The sequence below is a fragment of the Pseudomonas sp. genome (genome assembly GCF_049300855.1).
Taxonomy (GTDB): Bacteria; Pseudomonadota; Gammaproteobacteria; order Pseudomonadales; family Pseudomonadaceae; genus Aquipseudomonas.
Window position 1 is genome coordinate 325,405 of the sequence record NZ_JBAQKH010000054.1, and the last position, 22,261, is coordinate 347,665.

Annotated in this window: 16 protein-coding genes; 5 read left to right on the plus strand and 11 right to left on the minus strand. The window is 60.1% G+C overall.

Features of this window, described 5'->3' with window-relative positions:
* Positions 1–85: 85 nt before the first annotated feature.
* The gene (locus WA225_RS26755; RefSeq protein WP_077574849.1) at positions 86–754 is read right to left on the minus strand and encodes a polysaccharide lyase family 7 protein; all 669 of its coding nucleotides are present in this window, start codon (positions 752–754) and stop codon (positions 86–88) included.
* Positions 755–1,075: 321 nt separating this feature from the next.
* Here WA225_RS26755 and WA225_RS26760 point away from each other — a divergent pair, with 321 nt between their 5' ends.
* Genes WA225_RS26760 through WA225_RS26770 form a run of 3 tightly spaced genes read left to right on the plus strand, consistent with a single transcriptional unit; the run spans position 1,076 to position 4,058 of the window.
* Entirely contained in the window at positions 1,076–3,199 is a 2,124-nt protein-coding gene (locus WA225_RS26760) for a putative bifunctional diguanylate cyclase/phosphodiesterase (RefSeq protein ID WP_422610279.1), read from the plus strand.
* A gap of 43 nt (positions 3,200–3,242) precedes the next feature.
* A complete protein-coding gene (locus tag WA225_RS26765) occupies positions 3,243–3,737 on the plus strand; it encodes a M48 family metallopeptidase (protein WP_034153713.1) in 495 nt (164 codons plus the stop codon).
* 24 nt (positions 3,738–3,761) lie between these two features.
* A complete protein-coding gene (locus tag WA225_RS26770; protein WP_093429875.1) occupies positions 3,762–4,058 on the plus strand; it encodes a winged helix-turn-helix domain-containing protein in 297 nt (98 codons plus the stop codon).
* 186 nt (positions 4,059–4,244) lie between these two features.
* Here WA225_RS26770 and WA225_RS26775 read toward each other — a convergent pair whose 3' ends face one another.
* A complete protein-coding gene (locus WA225_RS26775) occupies positions 4,245–4,697 on the minus strand; it encodes a GNAT family N-acetyltransferase (RefSeq protein ID WP_099757392.1) in 453 nt (150 codons plus the stop codon).
* Between the two features lie 254 nt (positions 4,698–4,951).
* Between WA225_RS26775 and WA225_RS26780 the strand changes: the two genes are divergently transcribed.
* Entirely contained in the window at positions 4,952–5,689 is a 738-nt protein-coding gene (locus WA225_RS26780) for a substrate-binding periplasmic protein (RefSeq protein ID WP_422610280.1), read from the plus strand.
* Positions 5,690–5,810: 121 nt separating this feature from the next.
* Here WA225_RS26780 and yccS read toward each other — a convergent pair whose 3' ends face one another.
* The 9 genes from yccS to betI all read right to left on the minus strand — a co-directional run bounded on the left by yccS (position 5,811) and on the right by betI (position 19,657).
* The gene (yccS, locus tag WA225_RS26785) at positions 5,811–8,003 is read right to left on the minus strand and encodes a YccS family putative transporter (protein ID WP_422610281.1); all 2,193 of its coding nucleotides are present in this window, start codon (positions 8,001–8,003) and stop codon (positions 5,811–5,813) included.
* Positions 8,004–8,226: 223 nt separating this feature from the next.
* Positions 8,227–9,405 carry an NAD(P)/FAD-dependent oxidoreductase gene (locus tag WA225_RS26790; RefSeq protein ID WP_422610282.1) on the minus strand — a complete coding sequence of 393 codons (1,179 nt, stop codon included), beginning with the start codon at positions 9,403–9,405 and terminating at the stop codon, positions 8,227–8,229.
* Positions 9,406–9,536: 131 nt separating this feature from the next.
* Complete coding sequence (gene dbpA / locus WA225_RS26795) at positions 9,537–10,922, minus strand: ATP-dependent RNA helicase DbpA (RefSeq protein WP_008085781.1); 1,386 nt, start codon at positions 10,920–10,922, stop codon at positions 9,537–9,539.
* Positions 10,923–11,002: 80 nt separating this feature from the next.
* Positions 11,003–12,430, minus strand: coding sequence for a multidrug transporter subunit MdtD (mdtD, locus tag WA225_RS26800; RefSeq protein WP_007913788.1), 1,428 nt, complete (start codon positions 12,428–12,430; stop codon positions 11,003–11,005).
* Positions 12,431–12,569: 139 nt separating this feature from the next.
* Complete coding sequence (locus WA225_RS26805; protein ID WP_422610283.1) at positions 12,570–13,907, minus strand: TldD/PmbA family protein; 1,338 nt, start codon at positions 13,905–13,907, stop codon at positions 12,570–12,572.
* Positions 13,907–15,349 carry a TldD/PmbA family protein gene (locus WA225_RS26810; RefSeq protein WP_422610284.1) on the minus strand — a complete coding sequence of 481 codons (1,443 nt, stop codon included), beginning with the start codon at positions 15,347–15,349 and terminating at the stop codon, positions 13,907–13,909. Before WA225_RS26810 ends, WA225_RS26805 begins: the two co-directional genes overlap by 1 nt.
* Positions 15,350–15,605: 256 nt before the next feature.
* A complete protein-coding gene (gene betA / locus WA225_RS26815; protein ID WP_422610285.1) occupies positions 15,606–17,309 on the minus strand; it encodes a choline dehydrogenase in 1,704 nt (567 codons plus the stop codon).
* 193 nt (positions 17,310–17,502) lie between these two features.
* A complete protein-coding gene (gene betB / locus WA225_RS26820; RefSeq protein ID WP_422610286.1) occupies positions 17,503–18,975 on the minus strand; it encodes a betaine-aldehyde dehydrogenase in 1,473 nt (490 codons plus the stop codon).
* Positions 18,976–19,063: 88 nt separating this feature from the next.
* Positions 19,064–19,657 (minus strand): transcriptional regulator BetI, encoded by a 594-nt coding sequence (gene betI / locus WA225_RS26825; protein ID WP_038363121.1) that lies wholly within the window; start codon positions 19,655–19,657, stop codon positions 19,064–19,066.
* A 429-nt stretch (positions 19,658–20,086) separates the two neighbouring features.
* Between betI and betT the strand changes: the two genes are divergently transcribed.
* Entirely contained in the window at positions 20,087–22,084 is a 1,998-nt protein-coding gene (gene betT, locus WA225_RS26830) for a choline BCCT transporter BetT (protein WP_095121428.1), read from the plus strand.
* Positions 22,085–22,261: the final 177 nt, after the last annotated feature.

Genomic DNA, 22,261 nt, shown 5'->3' on the forward strand with positions numbered 1-22,261 from the left:
CATCCGGAAGTAATTGCTGACAGATATAAACAGCGCTGTTTAAAGGTAGGAGCAGCCTTCGGCAGCTCCTACAGTGGGGATTGGGTTATTTGTCGTGATCAATATCGAGTTTTGAGAAGGTCACCTGGCCGCCTTCGCTGGTATAGCCGGTGTTGTCCTGCACATACACCCCAGCCTTGAAGTACAACGGCTTGTTGCGCCATGTCGCGCTGATTTGTGAATCCCACTGATAACCTGCCGCACTCACACCCAAGGCGCCGCCGGGGCTCAAGTGGATGAGGTAGTTGAATTCGCGATCCAGTTTGATGCCGGTCGCCAAGGTGATCACGCGGCTTTCATCTTCATCCGGGTGCATGCGCACCTTGATCACGAGGTTGCCGGTCTCGGTTTTGCTTTTGTACTGGTATTCGAGTTTGACCATCGGCTTCTGGCTTTCATAAGCGTGGATCTGGCCGATGACGATCTTGCCGGAGCTCGGTACTTTGTTCACCGTGACCGTCGCGCGCAGCAAGTTGTCGGCGTCCGGGTAATACCAGTTGCGCAGGGTGCCGTTGCTGTAGGTTTCACGCAGTTCGGTGCGCGGGTAGATGGCGTTTTCGGTTTTTGACCCGGTAACCGGTGACCAGAAGAACAAGGTGCCGGTGTCGGAATGGAAGTACTGATCTTTGAAGCCGTTCACCAGTTTGGAGGTTTCGACGGTGTATGGCGGGCTGCCAACGGGAACGCTGAGGTTCCAGGTTGCGAGATCGATCATGTCGGTTCTTCCACTCTAGATTCACTGCACGTACGTGCCAGAAGCTCTAGCCCGCACGTTTTGGGGCGGCCTTTATAAGCGTAGAGGGAAATTTTGTTAACGCCCGTTTGGCAGATGGTTGACGTCAACATCCTGTCGAAATGCCATCTCTGCCGGTTTCCGGGGGCTTCAGCGGTGACCGTTAGTCGGCTAATTCACGCTTTGGTTAAATGATGGCCTGATGACAGCTTCTGCTTTCCTGGATCCAGTACTAGAGTGAAGGCTCAGTATGTGTGCGGTTTTTACCGGAAACCGACCGAAAGTCCCGACAAGAGAAGCAGCATGGAATGCGCGCAACCCCCGCCAGGTGAAGGCAGCTCTGTCCTTTTGATCGTTGATGATTACCCTGAAAATCTGATCAGCATGCGCGCGTTGCTGCAGCGCCAGGATTGGCACGTCCTCACCGCAGCCTCCGGTTTCGAAGCGCTCAATATTCTGCTCTCCCACGACGTCGATCTGGTGCTGCTGGATGTGCAGATGCCGGGCATGGACGGCTTTGAAGTGGCGCGGCTGATGCGCGGCAGCCAGCGTACGCGCCTCACGCCGATTATCTTTCTGACCGCCAACGAACAGTCCCAGGATGCCGTGATCAAGGGCTATGCCAGTGGCGCGGTGGATTACCTGTTCAAACCGTTCGACCCGCAAATCCTCAAGCCCAAGGTGCAGGCGTTGCTGGAACACCAGCGTAATCGCCGGGCCTTGCAGCGCCTGAGCCATGACCTGGAAGTGGCGCGCGCCTTCAATGCCTCGGTGCTGGATAACGCCGCCGAGGGCATTTTGGTGCTGGGCGAGGACGGTTTGATCCGCTTCGCCAATCCGGCGATTTCGCGGCTGCTCAATGCGCCGGTGAAGGAGCTGGAAGGTAAGGAGTTTCTCGACTATCTACAGAAACCGCACATTGCGCTGTGGGCCGATTCTGAGTTTTATGCCAGCTATAAGCGTGGCGAGACGTTGAGGCTGCACGACGCCTTGCTGCGCACCGCGCCCGGCCAGCAAGTGCCGGTGGCGCTGTCCTGTGCGGCGTTGCCCGCCGAACAGCATGCGATGGTGGTGACCGTGCTCGATATGTCGGTGGTGCGTCACTTGCACCAACAACTGGAGTTCCAGGCGGTCACCGATCCACTGACCGGATTGCTCAACCGTCGCGGGTTTTATCAGACCGTTGAAAACCTGCTGCTGCGCGGCGAGCGCAGCGATAGCAGTTGGGTGTTGCTGTATCTGGATCTCGACGGCTTTAAACGGGTCAACGATTCACTCGGTCACGATGCTGGCGATCGGGTGTTGCGCTGGGTCTCCGAGCAATTGAAGGCCTGTCTGCGACCGTTCGACATTCTCGCGCGCATGGGCGGTGATGAGTTTACTGCGTTGCTCGATCTGGAGTTCCCCGAGCAAGCGGCGAAGATTGCCGAAAAACTCATCGAGCGAGTGTCGATCTGTCAGCAGATCGAAGGGTTGGACATCGCTCTCGGCGCCAGCATCGGCATCGCGACTTACCCCGATTGCGGCTCGAACCTCGACGGCTTGCTGCGCGCGTCCGACATTGCCATGTACGAAGCCAAACGCGCCGGCCGCCAGCAATATCGCTTCTACGATCATGAAATGAATGGCCGTGCGCGCTCGCGGTTGATGCTCGAAGAAAGCGTGCGCAGCGCCATCGAGAACCGTGATTTCAATCTGGTCTATCAGCCGCAAGTGGCCATCGACACGGGGCAGATTCGTGGTTTTGAAGCTTTACTGCGCTGGCAGCACCCGAGTGTCGGTGATGTGCCGCCGGGATTGTTTTTGCCATTGCTGGAGGAGGCACGGCTGATCAGTCGCCTCGGCAGCTGGATTTATCATCGCGGTGCCGGCCAGCGTAAAGCCTGGGAAACCCTGTTTGCCGAAGATCTGGTGCTTGGCGTGAGTTTGAGCAACACCCAGTTCAGTCTGCCGAATCTGGTCACCGAGTTGCGTCAGGTGATGGAGCGACATGCCTTGCAGCCTCGGCAACTGGAGGTCGAGGTGACCGAAGAAGCGCTGATGCAAAACCCGGATGAAACACGTAAGCAACTGCGTTTGCTGCGCAACCTCGGTGTGCGCGTGGCGTTGGATGACTTCGGCTCCGGGCCGTGCTCGCTGGCGCATCTGCGCGATCTGGAGCTGGATACGCTCAAGCTCGATCGCCATCTCATCGCGCGATTGCCGGACTCGAAACGGGATGCCTCGCTGGTCAGCACGGTGATCAGTCTGTGCAAACAATACGGTTTGCTGGTGATCGCCGAAGGTGTCGAAACCATCGAGCAATACCAATGGCTGCAAGCTCACGGCTGCGAGTACGTGCAGGGCTTCCTCGTCGCGCGGCCATTGATCGCCGAGGACGCCGCCAGCTTCGCCGCACCGTTTGACTGGAGCGCGCTGCCCGGCTGAATTCGCTACACTGGCGCACCTTTTCGAACCGTGTCGCTCGTCCATGACTGTGTTGAAGTACCTCCAGGCCTACCCCGCGCAATTGCAGGATCAGGTGCGCCAACTGATTGCCGAAGGGCGTCTGGGTGAATACCTGAATCAACGCTATTCAGGGCGTCACGATGTGCAGAGTGACAAGGCCTTGTACAGTTACGCGCTGGATTTGAAACAGGAATACCTGCGCAACGCGCCGGCCATCGACAAGGTGCTGTTCGACAACCGCCTCGACCTGACCCACCGCGCCCTCGGTCTGCACACCACGGTTTCACGGGTGCAGGGCGGCAAGCTCAAGGCCAAGAAAGAGATTCGTATCGCCTCGTTGTTCAAAGACGCCGCACCGGACTTTCTGAAAATGATCGTCGTGCATGAGCTGGCGCACTTCAAGGAATCGGATCACAACAAGGCGTTCTATAAATTGTGTGAGCACATGCTGCCGGGGTATCACCAGGTCGAGTTTGATCTGCGCGTGTACCTGACGTGGCGGGACATGCAGGCTTAACCGTACGCAACCAGGAAGGTGGGGATGGACGTCAGCAAGACCAAAAGCAGTTTCTACCGCCGCTTGTATGTGGCGTACTTGATCGACAGCGGTCTGGCGCCGAGTGTGCCGACGCTGACCGAAGTGACCGGCATGCCCCGGCGCACGGCGCAGGATACGATTGCGGCGTTGGCGGATCTGGATATCGTCTGTGAATTCGAGCAGGAAGAGGGCGCACGTAATCATGCCGGGCGCTATCGGATTCGCGAGTGGGGGGCGATTGATCGCGGGTGGATCGAGCGTAATTTGCGGCAGATCAAGGCAGTTCTGGGATATCCCTGAAAAGCCCCTCACCCCAGCCCTCTCCCAGAGGGAGAGGGAGCCGATTGGGGGATATTGGAGAAGTACGCCGACTTGAACGAATTCCTCTGAATCCATAATCGACTCGGTTTTTCAGGTCGATGTCTGCCGCAAGACAATAAGGTCAGTCCCCTCTCCCTCCGGGAGAGGGCTAGGGTGAGGGGCTCTTCAGGAACGACGCATCCCGATGTGTGGAATGTCATCCTCCAGATACTCCTCACCCGCGACAACAAACCCGTATTTACCGTAGTACCCCTGCAAATGCGCCTGCGCCGACAGATAGATCGGCACCTGCGGCCAATGCTTCTCGGCCTGTTTCAGTGCTTGCTCCATCATTTCGTGCCCCAGCCCTTTGCCGCGCCCTTGCGGTGCGGTAATCACCCGGCCAATCACCACGTCACCGCCCTGGGATTCCGGGTCCAGCAGGCGCAGGTACGCCATCAACTGGTCATCTTCCCACCCCATCAAATGATAGGTATCGCCTTCCAGATCCTGACCGTCGAGGTCCGGATAGGCGCATTTCTGTTCGACCACGAACACGTCCGAGCGCAGCTTCAACAGCGCGTACAGCTGTTCCTTGCCCAGATCACTGTGATGTTTGCAGACCCATTCGATTGTCATTTGCCGATTCCTTGAACGTGTCGCCCGATACTAAGCGCCCACGGCACAGATGTCTGTATGGCGTAAGAGTCTGTGACAAAGGTCAAAATGCCATCATTCCTTTGTCGCGGCCACGCCGACTTTGTGTAATCTGCTGGAGAGCCCTGTGCACTGGCTGCAATGAGCTAATGTTAGGGCCTGGGTTTTGCCGGTAAGGGGCCTTGGGGTTTTGACTGAAAACATGCTGGGCACTTGCCCGCTAAGGATTTTCAAGCATGCCGCGTTTGCATCGAGCCTTTGCTTTGATCGGATTGCTCTTGCTGGCTCAGACCGCTGCAGCGGAGAAGCTGCGGCTGGTGTTTGATATCTGGCCACCCTTTACCGACGACACCTTGGTCAACGGTGGCCTGGCCACCGACATCGTCAGCACGGCACTGGCCCGGGCCGGTTACGCCAGCGGTTATGAACAGGTGCCATGGGCGCGGGCGCTGCTCGGCGTCGGCGAAGGGCGTTACGACGTCTTGGTCAACGCTTGGTACAACGACGAGCGCACCAAGCTCGGGCAGTTTTCCGGGGAATACCTGCTCAACCGCATCCGCTTTCTCAAACGCAAAGACACACCACTCGACTACTCAAATCTGCAGCAACTGCACACGTATCCGATTGCAGTGGTGCGCGGCTATGCCTATTCGGCGCCGTTCGATGCCGACACGGCGTTGCAGAAAGTCCCCGTGCATAACTTCGCCATGGCCGTGCGCATGCTCGCGGCGGATCGGGTCAAGCTGACGCTGGAGGATGAATTTGTGGCGAAGTATTACCTGGCCAGGGAATCAGCCAAGGTGCGCAACTCGGTGGAGTTTTTGCCCCAGCCGTTGAGTGAGAACAGCCTGCATATATTGGTCAGCCTGAAGAATCCGCAGCATGAGCAGATTGTCGCGGGGTTTGACAAGGCGATTGCGGCGATGAAGGCGGATGGCAGTTATGACAAGTTGCTTCGCCAGCATGGCATGTGAGCGTTGATCCAGCATTTTCTGTGGGGCTGATGGCCTCTTCGCGAGCAAGCTCGCTCCCACATTGGATTTGTGAACGACACAGAACAACTGTGGGGGCGAGCTTGCTCGCGAAGACGTCCTGTCAGCCAGCGCCAACCTCACTGGTGTCCTTGATAAGGTGCGCCGCCAACGTCCGCAACGGCCCCAACTGCCGGCAAATCAACGCCAGTTGCGTCTGCACCAACCGCTGCCCCTCATCAATTTCATCAGGCATCTGCTCCAGCTCATTGGCCAGCGCTTCTTCCTCGTCACTCTGAATCGCCACCGGCTGCTTGTTCGCCAGCCCCTGAGCAATTTCATCGATGCTGGTCGCCAGCTTCACCCCTGCACCATCGATCAAATGCTCACGCACATCCGCCGGCAACTGGGTTTCCCGGTGTGCGCCGAGCCCTGACAGATAACTCAACAACGTGTGCGACAACACCAGAAAGCGGAATCCGACATCCGCTTCCTTACGGAAATGCCCCGGCTCCATGAGCATGTTCGCCAGCGTCGTCGACAGCGCCGCATCGGCATTGTGCGCATTACGCCGGGCCAGACGATAAGCGAGGTCATCACTCTTGCCGGCAGCGTATTGCTGCATGATCTGCCGTAGATAGATGCTGTTGCAGGTCAGGGTGTTGGCCAGCACTTTGTTCAGCCGTCGACCCTGCCAGTCCGGCAGGAACAGGAACACCGTCAGACCCGCAATCAGGCTGCCGAGCAAGGTATCGAACAGGCGTGGCAGGAACAGTCCGTAACCGTCGCCAACCTGATTGAAGCAGAACAGCACCATGATGGTGATCGCCGCCGTCGCCAGGGTGTAGCGGGTGGTGCGGTTGGTAAAGAACACCACGCCGGCAGCGATGGCGAAGCAGGACTGCACCAACGGACTCGGGAACAGATCGAACAGCGCCCACGCCACGGTCAGGCCGATGGCGGTGCCGAAGATCCGTTGGCCGAGCTTGCGCCGGGTCGCGCCGTAGTTCGGCTGGCAGACGAACAGCGTGGTGAGGATGATCCAGTAGCCTTGCGACGGGTGAATCAAATGCACCATGCCGTAGCCGATACTCAGCGCCAATGGCAGGCGCAGGGCATGGCGGAACAGCAACGACGTTGGAGTCAGTTGCGTGCGCAAACGAATCCAGACGTCTTTGAGGTTGCGCGGCGAACGGTCGAGCAGGCTGCTGTCGGTCGCATCGGCCAAGGCATCGGGGTTGCTCGCGTCGCTGAGTAAACGATCGAGGGTGCCGAGGTTGGCGGCCAGTGCGCGCAGCGAACGCAGGAGTCCGCGCCATGCCGGGTTGCTCTGGATGCGCAGGTGTTCGAGCGAGGCGTCGAGGTCGCTCAGGGCTTCGGCGAAACTGGCGTCGTAAATGAACGGCTGGCGCATCTGGATCGATTCGGCCAGTGCACGGCAGGCTTTGCCTTGCTGGCGCAACAGGCGTTGGCAGCGGAACAGCACGTCACTGTGAAAGAACGCTTCGGCCAGCGCGTTGTACGGATAGTGCGAGGAGCTGGCGCGTTCGTGGATGTCCTGAGCGAGGAAGTACAGCTTCAGGTAGCGGCTGACTTTCGAACCGGGGCGACCGTTGCCGACGCGGTGCAGGATGATTTCCTTGGCGCTGTTCAGCGCAGCCACTACGCGGCCGTTTTGCTGGGCCAGTTCCAGACGCCGCGCTTCGACGTCCATCTGCCGGATCGGCTCGAACAGCGAGGATTTCAGCTTCAGGTAAAAGCCCAGTTCGCGGAACAACCGCGCCAGACTCTGCTGCACCGGCTGGTTGGAAAACAGCGCCTGCCACACCACCGAGAGCAAGCCGTACCAGGCGGCACCGGCGACCAGCAGCATCGGTTCGTGCCAGAAATCAGTGACCGCGCCGCCGCGCTGATCAACGCCGATCATCGTGTATACGGACAGAATCAGTGTCGCCGAGGCAATCGCGCCATAACGCTCACCGAGCGCACCGAGCATGGTCAGGCCGAAACTGGCCAGCGCCAGGGCGATGGCAAAGACGATGGGGTAGGGGAAGAGCAGTTCCACCGACAGTGCGGCGATGCTGAAACACACCAGCGTCACCGCGAGGGCGTTGAGGCGGCCCTGCCAACTGTCGTCGGTCTCGGCCAGGGCGCTGGCAATAATCCCCAGGAACAACGGGATCAGCAGGCCCATTTCATCCTGATACCAACACAGCGCCATGCTGCCGGTCAGGGCGATGAACACCCGCACGCTGTAGCTGAATTTATCCAGCGCCCACAGGCGCCGCAAAGACTGACGAAACGAGGTCGAGGACATGAAGTGCGAAGGCCTTCCGAGGCGATGCCGCTAAATTGAGCCAGTAATGACGCCGACGCAATGGCGCCGATCACATCTGACAGCAAAAAGTGTTCCTTTTACTTACACCAAAAACCACTGTGGGAGCGAGCTTGCTCGCGAATGCGATGTGTCAGTCACCACAATGTTGACTGAAAGACCGCTTTCGCGAGCAAGCTCGCTCCCACAGGGTTTTGTGTATTGATCAGGCGTACTGCGCGGCGGCGTAGCCGGAGGCCCACGCCCACTGGAAGTTGAAACCGCCCAGATGCCCGGTGACGTCGAGCACTTCGCCGATAAAGTAGAGGCCGGGGCTTTTCAGCGATTCCATGGTTTTCGACGACACTTCGCGGGTGTCGACGCCACCGAGTGTTACCTCGGCTGTGCGATAACCCTCAGTCCCCGCTGGCACGACTTTCCAGTTGCCCAGCTTCTCGGCAATTTCCGCCAGTTCCGCGTGGGTGTACTGCTTCATCGGTTTGGACACAAACCAGTTGTCCGCCAGCAAATTGGCCATCTTCTTGGTGAAGATTTCACCGAGCAGGGTTTTCAATTCACTGTTCGGGCGCTCGGCCACTTGCTCTTGCAGCCAGCTTGCCGCGTCGTGATCCGGCAGCAGGTTGATCTCCACCGTATCCCCGGATTCCCAGAACGAGGAAATCTGCAAAATCGCCGGACCGCTGAGGCCGCGGTGCGTGAACAGAATGTTCTCGCGAAAGCTCTGGTCGTTGCAGCTGACCAGACAATCCACCGACGTTCCGGACAGCTCGGTGCAGAGTTCCTTGAGCTGGTCGGTGATGGTGAATGGCACCAGCCCGGCGCGGGTCGGCAGCAATTCATGACCGAACTGCCTGGCGACCTGATAACCGAAACCGGTGGCGCCCAACGTCGGGATCGACAGACCGCCGGTGGCGATCACCAGCGACTGGCACTGAACCTGGCCGAGGGTGGTGTCGAGCAGGTAACCGCTTTCGACCTTCTCGATCGTTTGAATCGACGTGTCGAGGTGCAATTCGACGCCAGCCTGATCGCACTCGGTCAGGAGCATTTCGAGGATGTCGCTGGATTTGTTATCGCAGAACAACTGGCCGAGTTTTTTCTCGTGGTACGGCACGGCGTGTTTGCCGACCATGCCGATGAAATCCCACTGGGTGTAGCGCGCCAGTGCGGATTTGCAGAAGTGCGGATTCTGCGAGAGGAAGTTGCTCGGTTCGGTGTACATGTTGGTGAAATTGCAGCGGCCACCGCCCGACATCAGGATTTTCTTGCCGGCCTTGTTCGCATGGTCGAGCAGCAACACCTGACGCCCACGCCCGGCGGCGGTCAGTGCACACATCAACCCAGCGGCGCCAGCGCCAATGATCACGACTTCGGTAGAGCGCAAAACGGTGTCCTCACACAATGATCGTTCCCACGCTCTGCGTGGGAATGCCGCCATGGACGCTCTGCGTCCGTTGTTATGTGACGCGGAGCGTCACGGGATGCATTCCCACGCAGAGCGTGGGAACGATCAGGTCAGAGGATGCGGACGCGCAGCGAACGGCCCTTGATCTTGCCGTCGTTCAAACGCTGCAAGGCCTGCATGGCCACGGTGCGGTCCACGGCTACATAAGCCTGGAAGTCGAAGATCGCGATCTTGCCAACCTGTGCACCCGGAATGCCGGCATCGCCGGTCAATGCACCCAGAATGTCACCCGGGCGAACCTTGTCTTTACGGCCAGCACCGATGCACAGGGTGGTCATCGGCGGCTGCAACGGGGCGAGGCCCTGGGATTTGAGGTTATCGACCTGATCCCAGTTCAGCGGCGATTTCTGCAGTTGTTCGATGGCTTGTGCGCGGTGCGCTTCACCCGGTGCAACCAGGCTGATCGCGATGCCTTTTTCGCCAGCACGACCGGTACGGCCAACGCGGTGAATGTGGATTTCCGAATCGCGGGCCAGTTCGACGTTGATCACCATGTCCAGCGCATCGATGTCCAGGCCACGGGCGGCGACGTCGGTGGCGACCAGTACCGAGGTACTGCGGTTGGCGAACATCGCCAGCACCTGATCGCGGTCACGCTGTTCCAGATCGCCATGCAGGCCGACGGCGGAAATGCCTTTGGCGGTCAGGTGATCGACGGTTTCCTGCACTTGCTGCTTGGTGAAGCAGAACGCCACGCATGAAGCCGGGCGGAAGTGGTGCAGGACTTTGGTCACCACGCTCATGCGATCTTCCGGAGAAATCTCGTAGAAGCGCTGCTCAATCTGCGTGTCATCGTGGAACGCTTCGGCTTTCACCGTTTGCGGATCACGCATGAACTTCGACGCCAGTTGCTTGATGCCCACCGGGTAAGTGGCAGAGAACAGCAAGGTCTGACGACGTTCCGGAGTCTTGACGATGATGTCTTCGATGGCGTCGTAGAAACCCATGTCGAGCATGCGGTCGGCTTCGTCGAGGATCAGCGTGTTCAGGCCATCGAGGACCAGCGAACCCTTGCGCAGGTGCTGCTGAATGCGGCCCGGGGTGCCGACGATGATGTGCGCGCCGTGTTCCAGCGAAGCGATCTGCGGGCCGAACGACACGCCGCCGCACAGGGTCAGGACTTTGATGTTGTCTTCGGCACGGGCCAGACGACGGATTTCCTTGGCAACCTGGTCGGCCAGCTCACGCGTCGGGCAGATCACCAGTGCCTGGCAACCGAAGTAGCGCGGGTTGATCGGGTTGAGCAGGCCGATGCCGAACGCGGCGGTCTTGCCGCTGCCGGTCTTGGCCTGGGCGATCAGGTCCATCCCCTTGAGGATCACCGGCAAGCTCTGCGCCTGGATCGGCGTCATCTGGGCATAACCGAGGGATTCGAGGTTAGCCAGCATGGCGGCGGACAGCGGCAGAGTATTAAAAGCGGTGGCGATGGTGGTCACGGGACTGGCCTGCAAAACAAAATGTCGCGCAGTGTAGCAGCCCCGTGCCACTTTCTTCGAAAGTTCTGGACGAACAGTGGTTAATGTTCGATGTGTTCTTCCGGGCGTTTGGCGCGGCGGCCGTCTTCTTTCGACAGTTGCGAGAAGATCGTTGCAGCGAGCATGGCCATGATGCCGACGGTGACGAAGGTCAACTGAAACGCGCCGAGCACGGTTTCCACGCCATCGTTGCCGATCTCTGCGGTAAACCCGCCAAGCAACGCACCGGCGCAGGCAACGCCGAGGCTCAGCGACAACTGCGCCACCACCGAGAGCAAGCTGTTGCCGCTGCTGGCGCTGGCATCATCCAGATCGATCAACGTCACCGTGTTCATCGCCGTAAATTGCAGCGAGTTGATCGCGCCGAGAATCGCCAGCAGACACAACAACAGCCAGTACGGCGTCTGCTCGCTGACCAGCCCCATGCTCGCCAGCATGATCCCCAGCGCCAGCGTGTTGCCGGTGAGGACGATGCGATAACCAAGTCGTTCGATCAACGGTCGCGCCACCCACTTGGCGATCATCGCCGCAGCCGCCAGCGGCAGCATGCTCATCCCCGCTTGCGACGGCGAATAGCCCAGCGCCACTTGCAACAGCAACGGCACCAGAAACGGCAGAGCACCGCTGCCCAGACGCGCAAAGAGGTTGCCGAGAATACCCACGGCAAACGTGCGGGTCTTGAACAGCGACGGTGCGAACAACGGATTTTCGATGTGCCCGGCGCGCAACCAGTACGCCGCCAGACAGGCCATGCCGCCGAACAGCAGCAACATCACGCGCAAGTGCGGCAGGTGCAATTCGCCGAGGCCTTCCATGGCGATGGTGATGAGGATCATCGCCGCGCCGAACAACAGGAAACCCAAACTATCGAAGCGTGTGCGCTCGGTGCCGCGCAGGTCGGGAATGAATTTCCACACGGCGTAGCAACCGATGACGCCGACCGGCAGGTTGATCAGGAAGATCCAGTGCCACGTCAGGTATTCGACCATCCAGCCGCCCATTGTCGGGCCGATCAATGGGCCGAGCAGGCCGGGGATAGTGATGAAGCCCATGATCCGCACCAGTTCGGAGCGCGGATAGGCACGCAGCACCACCAGTCGCCCGACCGGCAACATCAGCGCACCGCCCAGGCCCTGGATGACCCGGGCGCCGATCAGCATGCTCAAGCTGCTCGACAAGGCGCAGAGTAGCGAGCCGAAACTGAACAGCAGAATCGCGCCGAAGAAGATTTTCTTGGTACCGAAGCGGTCGGCGATCCAGCCTGAGGCGGGGATCAGCAGGGCTACGGTGAGCATGTAGGCGATGATCACGCCCTGCATGCGCAACGGATCTTCGGCGAGATCGCGGGCCATGGCGGGCAGGGCGGTGTTGAGGATGGTCCCGTCGAGGGACTGCATGAAGAAAGCGATAGCGACGACCCACGGCAACCAGCGGGCGGTGATGGCGTCGAGAGGCGGGCGGTTGGGCATGGAACCTCTTGTTGTCTGTTTGATGATCGTTCCCACGCTCTGCGTGGGAATGCCTCAACGGACGCTCCGCGTCCGCTTTCGGCAGGGACGCGGAGCGTCCCGGGCTGCATTCCCACGCAGAGCGTGGGAACGATTGCCGTCAGAGCGTCAAGGTCAACCGGCTGACCAGCGCTCCCGGCAGCAACGCCGACGAGGTATTGCGCTGGCTGTACGTACTCGCCGACAGCAACAACTCACGTTCGGCGGTCAACGCTTCCAGCTGCGAACCCAGCAAACTGTAAGCGCTGTCGTCAAAGCGCATGGTGCTCACCGGCGCCTGGATCTCGCCGTTCTCGACCCAGAAAGTCGCAAAACGGGTCATGCCAGTCATGCGCGCCGCCGGTTGATCCGAGTAGTTCAGGTACCACAGGTTGCTGATGTACAGCCCGGTGCCCAACTGCTTGAGGATCTCTGCTTGCGACAGATCACCGGCGGCCATGTTCAATGCACTCGGCATTTCACCGCCGCCGGCGCCGTTGGCGGTCAGGCCGTATTCAGCGGCACTGCGCGAGCCCACCAGTTGATCGCCGGCCTTGCCTTCGACGATCAGCCGCAAATCACTGCGCGGATAACCTTCGCCGGAAAACGCCGGGCTCAGCGATTCGCTGACTTTCTCGTCCAGCGACAGCAGCGGACTGAACGCCTGATCGCCGACATACAGCTTCTGCAACGGGCTGCTCTTGCTGGCAATCGACTGCGCAGAGAAACCGCCCCAGCTCAGCATGCCCATGATTTCTTCCAGCGCCGCCGGTGCCAGGTACGCGCGGTATTGCCCCGGCGCCAGGGTGCGCAGCGGACGACCGAGAAACTCCAGTTGCTCGCGCGCCTGAGCAAAGCGCTTGGCAAAACCTTCGCGGCTCCAGTCATGCCCGGCGTAGCTGGCTTTCACCGCTTCGCCGTTCTCGTGAAACAGGCTGAAGTCGAAGTTGAAGCTGTTGGCCTGATGCCAGCCAAACGCCCCCGAAGAACTGGCGAAACCACGGCTGATCGGACCGGCAGCATAAAAGCCGACCAGATCCAGCCCTTCAGCGGCGGCGCAGATTTCATCGACCACCTGTTCGGTATCCGGCAGCGGATGCTCCTGCACGTTCTGGCTCTGCCAGCCGGTGTGATTGAGCAGCAGATACGGATCCTGCGGCAGCAACGGCAGGGTTTCGCGCAGTTGTTGCAGGCCTTCGGCAAGCCGTTGCAGATCGCCTTCCTGGTCGCCGGACAGGGTGACTTGCAGGTCGGCGTGACGGCCGTCGTTGATCAGCTTCAGAACGATGTTGGCTTGCTGCACTTGCCCGGCCTGACGCACCTTGGCGTGGTTGAAACGCACGAAGGCCGAAGATTCAGCGGCGAAGCTGAGGGTGAATTGCTCCGGCTCACGGACGCTGTCGCGCAGCCACTCGACCATGACCTTGAAGGCGTCGGACTGACTCTTCGAAATGCTCATCAGGCGTCTCCCCCAAACACATCAACGTTGCTGAATACGCAGGCCGGCGAAGCGTGGCCGACGCGGATCACCTGGTTCGGTTCACCCTTGCCGCAGTTCGGCGTGCCGAGCACCTTGACGGTGTTGGCGTCGCCGACAGCGCGCAGGCTTTTCCAGAAGTGCGCGGAAATCGCCCGGTAGTTCGGGTTTTTCACCACGCCTTTGAGTTCGCCGTTTTCGATCAACTGACCCCATTCACAGCCGAACTGGAATTTGTTGCGCGCATCGTCGATCGACCACGAACGGTTGGTGCTCATCAGGATGCCGTTCTCGATGCCTTCGATCAGTTTGTTCAACGGCTGATCGCCCGGCTCGATATTGAGGTTGGCCATGCGGTCGATCGGCGGCCGGTTCCAGCCGCAGGCGCGGCTGTTGGCAACGCCATCGAGACCAGCGCGGAACTGCGACAGCGCACCGCCCAGCGGACGCAGCAGCAAGCCATCGCGAATCAGGAATTGTTTGCTCGCTTTGGTGCCGTCGTCATCGTGGCCATAGCTGGCGAGTTCTTCGGGAATACCCGGATCGAAGGTTACGTTGAGCAGTTTCGAGCCGTATTGCAGGCTGCCGAAGTCGCTGGCTTTGACGAAACTGGTGCCGGCGTAGTTGCGTTCGTCGCCGAGGATGCGGTCGAGTTCCAGCGGGTGGCCGATGGATTCGTGGATCTGCAGCATCATTTGATCAGGCATCAACAGCAGGTCGCGCGGGCCTTGCGGGGTGTTCGGCGCGAGCAGCAGTTGCAATGCCTGGTCGGCGACTTGCGGGCCGGCACCGATCAGGCCGCAGCGGCTGATCACATCAGCGCCGCCCTGTTGGCCGAAGTTCTCGCGGCCGAGGCTGCGGGTCTGGCTGTCGTTGCCGTCGTAGGCGGTGACGTCGAGGCCTGGATAGACGAAGCGCTGGGCCTGGCGCAATTGCGCCCCGGCGCTGCTCAGGTAGATCTGTTCGACGTGGGTAATGCCAATGCTCACCTGCCAGTTCACCAGGCGCTCATCCTTTGGCACCGAGGCGGATTCCGCGCCGAGCAGCTCGAAGCATTCGCTCAGGGACGGGAAGGCTTGGTCGAGATTGGGTGAAAAGTAATCAGCGCGATCGCTGGACACTGGCTGATCACGCAGGTCGAGCAAGGCGTGCGGCTTGAGTCGGCGGGCTTGCAGTTCTGCGCGCTCAAGGGCGGCTTGCAGACCTTGTTGCGACAGGTCGTTGGTCGCGGCGTAGGCCTCAACACCGTTGACGCGCACGGTGAGCATCGCGCCTTCGTCGCGGCTCAGGCTCGGCGGCTCGGCGACGTTTTTACGTACCGACAGGTATTGGCCGGACTCGCGTACATACCGCAGGGAAAAAAACTCAGCGCCCGTGCGCAAGGCAGCGAAGCGCTGCTTGAGCTGGGGGTGGAAATCGAACATTCGGGAACCTCCTTGTCAGGGGGAAGCGGTAGAGCAACGGCGGGGAGGGGGTGAAACGGTTGCGCGAGGTCTAGAGTAGGCCTGCGTGGGGGTAGGATCAAGTGAAGAGCGGGTGTAGGAAGATTTACTGTGCGAGGCAGGAGATCGTTCCCACGCTCTGCGTGGGAACGCCGCCATGGACGCTCTGCGTCCGCTGTGTGACGCGGAGCGTCACCGGATGCATTCCCACGCGGAGCGTGGGAACGATCACTTCCGGCTACTGAGCAACCGGGGTGATATCACGCATCGGCTTGCCCTTGACCGGCGCATCGCCCGCGACATAGTAGTCGGCGGTGCTACGCGGCAGCGGCTGGCGGCCACGGATCTTGTCGGCGATTTTCTCGGCGATCATGATTGTCGGCGCGTTCAGGTTGCCGGTGGTGATGATCGGCATGATCGAGGCATCGACCACACGCAGGCTCTGCATGCCGTGCACGCGACCTTCGCCATCCACCACAGCCATTTCGTCGGTGCCCATCTTGCACGAGCAGGACGGGTGGAACGCGGTTTCGGCGTGCTCGCGGATGAACTTGTCCAGTTGCTCATCGGTTTGCACTTCGATGCCCGGGCTGATTTCGCGGCCACGGAAAGCGTCCAACGCAGGCTGCTGCATGATTTCACGGGTCAGGCGGATGCCGTCGCGGAATTCCTGCCAGTCTTGCTCGGTGGCCATGTAATTGAACAGGATGCTCGGGTGCTGGCGCGGGTCTTTCGACTTGGCCTGGATGCGACCACGGCTTGGCGAGCGCATGGAACCCATGTGCGCCTGGAAACCGTGCTCTTTCACACCGTTGCTGCCGTTGTAGTTAATCGCCACCGGCAGGAAGTGGTACTGAATGTTCGGCCATTCGAATTCCGGACGCGAACGGATGAAACCGCCGGCTTCGAACTGGTTGCTGGCGCCGATGCCGGTGCCGTTGAACAGCCACTCGGCACCGATGGCTGGCTGGTTGTACCAGAGCAGCGACGGGTACAGCGAAACTGGCTGAGTGCAGGCGTATTGCAGGTACAGCTCAAGGTGATCCTGCAGGTTTTCACCGACGCCCGGCAGGTCGTGAACGACCGGGATGTCGAGCGACTTCAGCAGTTCGGCAGGGCCGACACCGGAGCGCTGCAGAATCTGCGGCGAAGCGATGGCGCCGGAGCACAGCAACACTTCTTTGCGCGCTTTGACTTCAACGCGCTCTTCGGCGTCGCCGACCAGGTAACGCACGCCGACCGCACGCTTGCCTTCAAACAGGATCTTGTCGGTCAGGGCGTGGGTGACGATGGTCAAGGTCGAGCGCTTCTTGGCGACGTCGAGGTAGCCACGGGCGGTGGAAGCACGACGGCCGTTTGGCGTGACGGTGCGGTCCATCGGGCCGAAGCCTTCCTGTTGGTAACCGTTCAGGTCTTCGGTGCGCGGGTAACCGGCCTGTACGCCAGCTTCAACCATGGCGTGGAACAGCGGGTTGTTGCCAGCCTTCGGCGTGGTCACGCTGACCGGGCCTTCGCCACCGTGGTAATCGTTTGGGCCGATGTCGCGGGTTTCGGCTTTGCGGAAGTACGGCAGGCAGTCGAGGTACGACCAGTTTTCCAGGCCTGGCAGTTTCGCCCAGCCGTCATAGTCCATTGCGTTGCCGCGGATGTAGCACATGCCGTTGATCAGCGAAGAACCGCCGAGGCCTTTGCCGCGACCGCATTCCATCCGGCGACCGTCCATGTGTGGCTCGGCGTCGGTTTCGTAAGCCCAGTTGTAGCGACGACCTTGCAGCGGGAATGCCAGTGCTGCCGGCATTTGCGTGCGGAAGTCGAAACGGTAGTCCGGGCCGCCTGCTTCGAGCAGCAGAACGGTGACAACGGCGTCTTCAGTCAGACGGGTCGCCAGGGTGTTACCGGCCGAGCCGGCACCGATGATGATGTAATCGAATTCTTGGGACATTGAATGCACCCTCTTTAATAGTGGTCAGGTCGGACCTTGGCGAGTGCTTTGCACTCGAATCGCTGGCAAGTCGAGCCGTCGAACCGCAGCTCCCACAAGGACTGGGGGCTGCCACAGATTTGATGGACGACCCCAAACCTGTGGGAGCTGGCTTGCCAGCGAAGAGGCCTTCGCGGGCAATGCAAATCTCGGGTTAGAACACCGAGACGTAATCGCCCAGCTCGACCTGTACCGATTTGATGCGGGTGAAGTTGTTCAGCGAGCTGATGCCGTTCTCACGGCCGACACCCGACTGCTTGTAACCGCCAACCGGCATTTTTGCGTCGGACTCGCCCCAGGCGTTGATCCAGCAGATACCGGCTTCCAGTTGATGAATCACGCGGTGCGCGCGGTTCAGGTCTTTGGTGACGATACCGGCGGCCAGGCCGAAGTCGGTGTCGTTGGCGCGGCGGATCACTTCTTCTTCGGTTTCGTAGGAGAGGATCGCCATCACCGGGCCAAAGATTTCTTCGCGGACGATGGTCATGTCGTCGGTGCAATCGGTGAACACGGTTGGTGCCACGAAGGCGCCTTTGGCGAATTCGCCGTCGGTCAGACGGTCGCCGCCGCACAGGACGCGGGCACCTTCTTCTTTGCCTTTGGCGATGTAGCCCAGCACGCTTTCCATGTGCGCGAAGCTGACCAGTGGGCCGAAGTTGGTGTTTTCGTCTTCCGGGTTGCCGACGCGGATGCGTGCAACGCGCTCAACGATCTTGGCTTCGAAAGCGGCTTTCAGGTGCGCCGGTACGAACACGCGAGTGCCGTTGGTGCAGACCTGGCCGGAGCTGTAGAAGTTGGCCATCATCGCGGTGTCGGCAGCGCGATCGAGGTCGGCGTCATCAAAGATGATCAGCGGGGATTTGCCGCCCAGTTCCATGGTCACGTCTTTCAGCGACGAAGCCGAAGCGCTGGCCATGACCTTCTTGCCGGTGTCGGTGCCGCCGGTGAAGGAGATTTTTTCGATGCGCGGGTGCTCGGTCAGCCACGTGCCGACTTCACGGCCGCTGCCGGTCAGTACGTTGAACACACCGTTTGGAACGCCGGCTTCGGTGTAGATTTCGGCCAGTTTCAGGGTGGTCAGCGAGGTCACTTCGCTTGGCTTGAAGATCATCGCGTTACCGGCCGCCAGGGCTGGTGCGGATTTCCACAGGGCGATCTGGATCGGGTAGTTCCACGCGCCGATACCGGCAACCACGCCCAGTGGCTCGCGACGGGTGTAGACGAACGAAGTGTCACGCAGCGGGATCTGCTCGCCTTCGATCGCTGGCACCAGGCCTGCGTAGTATTCCAGCACGTCAGCGCCGGTGACGATGTCGACGTACTTGGTTTCGGAGAAGGATTTGCCGGTGTCCAGGGTTTCCAGCGCGGCCAGTTCATCGTTGCGCTCGCGCAGGATGTCGACGGCGCGACGCAGGATGCGCGAACGCTCCATGGCGGTCATCGCGGCCCAGATTTTCTGGCCCTTTTCAGCGCTGACCACGGCGCGCTCGACGTCTTCCTTGGTCGCACGTTGCACTTGGGCGAGGACTTCACCGTTCGCCGGGTTGATGGCTTCGAAGGTGGCATCGCTGCCAGCGTCAGAGTACGCGCCATCGATGTAAAGTTTTTGCAGTTCGAAACGGGCCATAGTGTCCTCGCAAGTGCATTGGTGGTTGGCGTTGACCACCGCGGTGAGGCTGCGGTGGCGTTCAGGGGCCGAGCGTTTTCTGTGTGCTCTAGCTCACCTTCTTGGCCAATTGGAAATCCATGTATTCGTAAGCGATCTGTTGCGCCTGCGCCGTGTCGAAAGCGTCTCCCGACAACGCGCCGCGCAACCACAAGCCGTCAATCAACGCTGCCAGCCCCCGCGCTGCGCTGCGCGCATCTTCGAGCGGCAACACACGGCGGAACTCGCAGCACAGGTTGGAATACAGACGGTGATCGTTGATCCGCTGCAACCTGTGCAAAGACGGCTGGTGCATGCTGGTGGCCCAGAAGGCCAGCCAGGTTTTCATTGCCGGGCCATTGACCTGGCTGGCGTCGAAGTTGCCTTCGATGATCACCTGCAGATGCGCCCGTGGGCTGTCATCTGCCAGCGCCTGACGGCGCGCGGTGACGCTCTCGCTGAGGGCGGTCATCAGATACCGCATCGTGGCGGCAATCAGGCCGTTCTTGTCCTGAAAGTAATGACTGATGATGCCATTCGAGACACCGGCCAAACGGGCGATCAGCGCAATGCTGGCGTCCCCCATTCCGACCTGATCGACCGCCTGCAAAGTGGCTTCGATCAGTTGTTGGCGGCGGATGGGTTGCATACCGACCTTGGGCATCTTGCACATCTCCTTAGGCCTTCCGAGCGGCGAATCACGCCTATCGGATTGAGGGCCAGTCTATTTTGTTTTGATTGAACGTTCAATCAACAAAGAATAAGATCTGCGACAAATCGTCGCTGCCTACAGATTTTTCCTACGTGTAAGTGGCGATAAAACCGACATCCAAAAATGCTCGAAACCTGTGTGGGGCATGGCGCGGTTCGCGATTCGATGGACGTGTTGAAAGGGCAAGACGCTCAGGGCCAGGTTTCGGATGACCGTCCGTCCACCTTCGGCCACGAAAGCGATTCGCAGCGCCATTTCGGCAGGTTCGGGCTTTTTTCGGGATGTCTTTATATCACCCGCCGGTCGGCTGCCAACTAACCGATTGGTCGGGTTCCGTGTTGCCTTGTGTTCTTCTCTCGCACTGCCTGGAGCATTTGTGCCATGAGTTCTGCCTCGCTTATAAAGACCCCGCCCGAGAAGGTGACGGTCAACGGTTGGGTGTTTTACACCTCTACCGCGCTGATTCTGTTGTTGACCGCCATTCTGATTATCGCCCCGCAAGAGGCCGGCAGACTGTTGGGTATCGCTCAGGCCTGGTTGTCGCGCAGCTTCGGCTGGTACTACATGGTGGTGATCGCCGCCTACCTGGTATTTGTCGTGGGCCTGGCGTTTTCCTCGTACGGCAAACTCAAACTGGGCAGCAAGGACGACACCCCGGATTTCAGTTACGGCGCCTGGGCGGGGATGCTGTTCTCGTCGGGTATCGGTATTTCGCTGCTGTACTTCGGCGCGTCCGAGCCACTGGATCACTACTTCAATCCGCCGGAAGGCGTATCGGCCAGCAACATGGCCGCGCGTCAGGCAGTACAGCTGACGTTCCTGCACTGGGGCCTGCACGGCTGGGCGATCTACGCACTGGTCGGTCTGGCCGTGGCGTACTTTGCCTACCGTCATAACCAGCCGCTGGCGCTGCGTTCGGCGCTGTATCCGCTGGTGGGTGAGCGTTGGGTCAAGGGCGCGGCCGGTCACGCGGTGGACGGCTTCGGCATGTTCGTGACGCTGCTGGGGCTGGTGACGAACCTGGGGATCGGTTCGCTGCAAGTGTCGTCGGGCCTGGAAAACCTGTTCGGCATGGAACACAGCAACACCAACCTGCTGATCGTGATCATCGTGATGAGCACCGTGGCGACCATCGCCGCCGTGTCCGGTGTGGAAAACGGCATCCGTCGTCTGTCCAACCTGAACATTGTGCTGTTCAGTGGTCTGCTGATTTTCGTGCTGCTGTTCGGCCCGACGTTGCACTTGCTCAACGGCTTCGTGCAGAACATCGGTGACTACCTCAATGGCATCGTGCTGAAAACCTTCGACCTTTATGTGTACGAAGGCGACAACGCCAAGTCTGAGCGCTGGATGGGCCTGTGGACCCTGTTCTACTGGGCATGGTGGATTTCCTGGGCGCCATTCGTAGGTATGTTCATCGCGCGTATTTCCCGTGGTCGTACCGTGCGTGAACTGGTGGCTGGCGTGCTGCTGATTCCACTGGGCTTCACCTTGGCCTGGCTGTCGATCTTCGGTAACTCGGCACTGGACCTGGTGATGAACCATGGCGCGGTGGAACTCGGCAAGACGGCGCTGGAACAGCCGTCGATGGCGATCTATCAATTGCTCGAGCACTACCCGGCGTCGAAAGTCGTCATCGGCGTGTCGATCTTTGTCGGCTTCGTGCTGTTTCTGACCCCCGCAGACTCCGGTGCGGTGATGATGGCGAATCTGTCCTGCAAGGGCGGTAACGTCGATGAAGATGCGCCGCACTGGTTGCGGATCTTCTGGTCGGTGGTGATCACCCTGGTGACCATCGGTCTGCTGTTTGCCGGTAACTTCGAAGCCATGCAAACCATGGTGGTGCTGGCCGGTCTGCCGTTCTCGGTGGTGCTGGTGTTCTTCATGTTCGGCTTGCACAAGGCGATGCGCCAGGACGTGCAGATCGAACAGGAGCAAGCGCAACTGGCGGAGCGCGGTCGTCGTGGTTTCAGTGAGCGTCTGACGCAACTGGATCTGCAGCCGAGCCAATCGGTGGTGCAGCGTTTCATGGACAAGCAGGTCAGCCCGGCGCTGGAAGATGCCACCGCGCAAATGCGTGCGCAGGGTCTGGAAGTGCAGACGCTGCTGGGTAAATCCAAGCGCTGCATGGGCGTGCGCGTCGAGATGGAAGAGGGCAACCCTTTCGTTTACGAAGTGAGCCTGGACGGCTATCTGGCGACCCCGACCGAATCGGCGCAGTCCGATGAAGCGCGCCAGCGTTACTACCGCGCTGAAGTGTATTTGCACAACGGCAGCCAGGATTACGACCTGATGGGCTTCACGCAGGATCAGATCACGCGGGATGTGCTCGATCAGTTTGAAAGCCATCGGCAGCTCCTTGGCCGGGTCTATAGCTGAGTTGTGATTCGGGATCGTTCCCACGCTCTGCGTGGGAATGCCTCAAGGGACGCTCCGCGTTCCAGCCACGCTGCCGATTTCAAGCTTGGCACCGATGGGACGCAGAGCGTCCCGGGCGGCATTCCCACGCAGAGCGTGGGAACGATCACCACGCAAACAAAAACGCCGCGATCCTCT

What these genes read in the sequence shown, in the direction of transcription:
- WA225_RS26755 (WP_077574849.1), bottom strand. Translation starts at nt 754, where the DNA reads ATGATCGATCTCGCAACCTGGAACCTCAGCGTTCCCGTTGGCAGCCCG.
- WA225_RS26760 (WP_422610279.1), top strand. Translation starts at nt 1,076, where the DNA reads ATGGAATGCGCGCAACCCCCGCCAGGTGAAGGCAGCTCTGTCCTTTTG.
- WA225_RS26765 (WP_034153713.1), top strand. Translation starts at nt 3,243, where the DNA reads ATGACTGTGTTGAAGTACCTCCAGGCCTACCCCGCGCAATTGCAGGAT.
- WA225_RS26770 (WP_093429875.1), top strand. Translation starts at nt 3,762, where the DNA reads ATGGACGTCAGCAAGACCAAAAGCAGTTTCTACCGCCGCTTGTATGTG.
- WA225_RS26775 (WP_099757392.1), bottom strand. Translation starts at nt 4,697, where the DNA reads ATGACAATCGAATGGGTCTGCAAACATCACAGTGATCTGGGCAAGGAA.
- WA225_RS26780 (WP_422610280.1), top strand. Translation starts at nt 4,952, where the DNA reads ATGCCGCGTTTGCATCGAGCCTTTGCTTTGATCGGATTGCTCTTGCTG.
- yccS (WP_422610281.1), bottom strand. Translation starts at nt 8,003, where the DNA reads ATGTCCTCGACCTCGTTTCGTCAGTCTTTGCGGCGCCTGTGGGCGCTG.
- mdtD (WP_007913788.1), bottom strand. Translation starts at nt 12,430, where the DNA reads ATGCCCAACCGCCCGCCTCTCGACGCCATCACCGCCCGCTGGTTGCCG.
- WA225_RS26805 (WP_422610283.1), bottom strand. Translation starts at nt 13,907, where the DNA reads ATGAGCATTTCGAAGAGTCAGTCCGACGCCTTCAAGGTCATGGTCGAG.
- WA225_RS26810 (WP_422610284.1), bottom strand. Translation starts at nt 15,349, where the DNA reads ATGTTCGATTTCCACCCCCAGCTCAAGCAGCGCTTCGCTGCCTTGCGC.
- betA (WP_422610285.1), bottom strand. Translation starts at nt 17,309, where the DNA reads ATGTCCCAAGAATTCGATTACATCATCATCGGTGCCGGCTCGGCCGGT.
- betB (WP_422610286.1), bottom strand. Translation starts at nt 18,975, where the DNA reads ATGGCCCGTTTCGAACTGCAAAAACTTTACATCGATGGCGCGTACTCT.
- betI (WP_038363121.1), bottom strand. Translation starts at nt 19,657, where the DNA reads ATGCCCAAGGTCGGTATGCAACCCATCCGCCGCCAACAACTGATCGAA.
- betT (WP_095121428.1), top strand. Translation starts at nt 20,087, where the DNA reads ATGAGTTCTGCCTCGCTTATAAAGACCCCGCCCGAGAAGGTGACGGTC.